3 protein-coding genes are annotated in these 3,316 nt (G+C 65.9%); all 3 read right to left on the reverse strand.

What is annotated here, in order from left to right:
• Window positions 1-37: 37 nt before the first annotated feature.
• Entirely contained in the window at window positions 38-742 is a 705-nt protein-coding gene (locus tag VFO93_RS01730) for a DUF6624 domain-containing protein (RefSeq protein ID WP_325132580.1), read from the reverse strand.
• Window positions 743-861: 119 nt separating this feature from the next.
• Window positions 862-2,112, reverse strand: a complete 1,251-nt coding sequence (locus VFO93_RS01735) for a glutamate-5-semialdehyde dehydrogenase (protein WP_325132581.1) — start codon at window positions 2,110-2,112, stop codon at window positions 862-864.
• A 57-nt stretch (window positions 2,113-2,169) separates the two neighbouring features.
• Complete coding sequence (proB, locus tag VFO93_RS01740; RefSeq protein ID WP_325132582.1) at window positions 2,170-3,258, reverse strand: glutamate 5-kinase; 1,089 nt, start codon at window positions 3,256-3,258, stop codon at window positions 2,170-2,172.
• Window positions 3,259-3,316 lie beyond the last annotated feature (58 nt).

A 3,316-nucleotide genomic window follows, 5' to 3' on the forward strand; every position in this document is an offset into this window, starting at 1 on the left:
ACCGAGTGCCTAGTGTCTCACTCACTCACCCACTCACTCACCGCGCGCTAGCGAACGCGGCGGCTTCCTGCTGAAGCCACAGCGCGTACTCCAGCGTGACCGGGATGTAGGGAATGCCGATTTTGGCGACGCTCTGGGCCAGGGTGGTGGCAAAGCCAGCCTCACGGCGGCGCTTATCCACCTTATCGGCATCCTTGATGGGCCACACGAGGGCGATGGTGTGCGGCTTGCCGGTGGCTTGGTCGAGCACCGTGTAGCCGCCCCACTGCGTGCCGTACAGCTGCTCCTGGCCGTCGTCCATGAGCTTGCGGTCGAGCATCTGGGCGTAGCGATAGAAGGGAAGCTCGCCCGCTTCGGCCGCGTTTTGCACCCAAATCAGGTACTGCGCAATCTTATCGGAGTGCTGAAGCACGTACCAGGCGGCCTCGTTGGTGGGGCGGCCCACCAGGGTTTTGCCGGGGTAGCCGTAGCGCCAGATGATGTCTTCCACGCGGCGCAAATTGCTGCTATCGGCCCGCTGCATGCGCGTGCGTGCGTAGTCAACCAATTGGTCTACAGGTAGGTGCAGTGCTGTCGATAGCGAGTCTTCCTGGCCCTCGCGCAGGCGCGACAGTATCTTGCGGTAGCGCCAGTCCTGCACCCGAATGCTGTCCAGCTCGTGCCGCAGCCGCAGGTTGAGCGGGCTTTGGGCCAGGGCTGGTAAGGCGAGCAGGAGCAGGCCGAGCGAAAGCAGCAGTTTCATAGCGGTAAGTTATGTAGCGTAAGCTTTAGCTTGCGAGCGAGCGCAGCGAGCAGCCGCGCTCGCCAACGCCAGCCAACGTTGATGCTCGCTCGCAAGCTACAGCTTGCGGTACCCTGAATTTACGTCCGCACCTGACCCTGGCCGCGCACCAGCCACTTGTAGCTCGTCAGCTCCTCCAGGCCCATCGGGCCGCGGGCGTGCAGCTTCTGGGTGCTGATGCCGATTTCGGCCCCCAGCCCGAATTGCGCCCCGTCGGTGAAGGCCGTAGAGGCGTTGGCGTACACGGCAGCGGCATCGACCGAGCGCAGAAAAGTGTCGATATTGGCTTGGTTTTCAGAGATAATTGCCTCGCTGTGGCGCGAGCCGTGGCGGGCAATGTGGTCGAGCGCCGCCTCCAGGTCGGGCACCGTCTTGATGGCCAGCTTATAATCGAGAAACTCGGTGCCAAAGTGCTCTTCCGTGGCTGCGTGCAGCAGCGCGGCGGGGTAGTGGCCGGCCAGCGCCGCGTGGGCCGGCCCGTCGGCAAAGAGCTGCACCTGCGCCTCGGCCAGCGGCGCGGTCAGCGCGGGCAAGTCGCTCAGACGGTGCTCGTTTAGCAGCAGGCAGTCCAGCGCATTGCACACGCTCACGCGGCGGGTTTTGGCATTGGCCACGATGGCGCGGCCCTTGGCTAGGTCGCCGGTTTCGTCGAAATAGGTGTGCACCACGCCCGCCCCGGTTTCGATAACGGGCACCCGCGCCGTTTGGCGCACGTAGTCAATCAGCCCCTGGCTGCCGCGCGGAATCACGACATCGACGTAGCCCACCGCCCCGAGCAGCGCCTCGGTGGCGGCGCGCGCGGGCGGCAGCAGCGTGGCGGCGGCCGGGGGCACGCCGTGGGCGGCCAGCACCGGCCCGGCCACCGCCAGTAGCGCCGCATTGGAAGCCGCCGCGTCGGAGCCGCCCTTGAGCAGGCAGGCATTGCCGGTTTTCAGGCACAAAGCCAGGCTGTCGAAAGTAACGTTGGGCCGCGCTTCGTAAATGATGCCCACCACGCCGAGCGGCACGCGCACCTTGCTCAGGTGCAGGCCGTTGGGCAGGGTTTTCTCGCTGAGCGCCGCGCCCAGCGGTGAGGGTAGGCCAGCCACGTTGCGCAAGTCCTGGGCGATGCCTTGCAGGCGCTCGGGGGTGAGGCGCAGGCGGTCGTGGCGCGGGTCGGTGGCGGGCATCCGGGCCAAATCCTTTGCGTTTTCGGCCAGGATGAAGTCGGTCTGGGCCACGGTGGCGTCGGCCAGGGCGCGCAGCAGGGCGTCGATGGTGGCGGGGGCCACGGCGGCGAGGGCGCGGCTGGCCTGCCGGGTGGCGGCGAAGTAGGCGGTGTAGTTGGTCATACCAGTGTGCGGTAAGCTTTAGCTTGCCGTTGGGAGCTTTTCACGGCAAGCTAAAGCTTACCGCACATCCTCCGTCAAAAACAAATAATCATAATGCACCAATGGCCGCTGCCCCTGCTGCCCCAGTCGCTCCAGCGCCTTGTCCGAGCCGTACTCGGCCAGCCCCAGCCCGAGGGCATGGCCGGTGTCGTCGGTCAGGCGCACGAGGTCGCCTTTCGCAAACTCGCCCTCAATGCCGACCACGCCCACCGGCAGCAGGCTGGTAGCCTGGCCGGGCGCCAGTAGGGCGGCCCGCGCGCCAGCATTCACCTGCACCGTGGCGCGGGTGAGCTGCGCGTGGGCCAGCCATTTTTTGGTGCCCGAGGCGCGCTTGCTGGGCTGAAACCAGGTGCTGATAGCCTTTTCGGCCAGTAGGTTGGGTAGGATGTCGGGCGTCTTGCCATTGGCAATGTGCACGCTGATGCCCAGCCCGGCCACCTTGTGCGCGATGGAGCACTTGGTGAGCATGCCGCCGCGCCCAAATTGCGAGCGCGTGGCCGTCACAAACTCGGCAAAGCCCGTATCGGCCGGCGCAATGTGCCGGATTACCTGCGCCCCCGGCCGCGACGGGTCGCCGTCGAAAATGCCGTCCACATTGCTCAGAATAATGAGCGCGTCGGCGTCAAGCATACTCGCCACCAGCCCGGCCAGCTCGTCGTTGTCGGTAAACATCAGCTCTGTTACCGATACCACATCGTTTTCATTTACAATAGGTACCACGTTTTGCTGAAGCAGCTCCTGAAAGCAGGCGCGCATGTTGAGGTAGTGCTGGCGGTCGCGGAAATCCTCCTTCGTTACCAGCACCTGCGCGCCCAGCAGGTCGTGCTCGGCCAGCAGGGCGGCGTAGCGGCTCAGCAGCTTCACCTGGCCCACGGCGGCCAGTAGCTGGCGGCTGCGCACGGCATCGGCCTTGGGCGGCAGCGTGATGAGGCTGCGCCCCGCCGCCACCGCCCCCGACGACACCACGATTATTTCGAGCCCCTGCGCCTTGAGGCCCACCAGCTGCGCCACCAAGTGCGCCAGCCGCGCATCGTCGGGCAGGCCATTGGCCTGGGTGAGCACGTTGGAACCGATTTTGACGACGAGGCGGTGATAGGGCAGGGGCATGGGGCAAAAGTAGCCCTGCCGTGTTACCCCACCCCCCGGCCCCCTCCCCTCCGGGAGA

The organism is Hymenobacter sp. (assembly GCF_035709525.1).
Taxonomy (GTDB): domain Bacteria; phylum Bacteroidota; class Bacteroidia; order Cytophagales; family Hymenobacteraceae; genus Hymenobacter.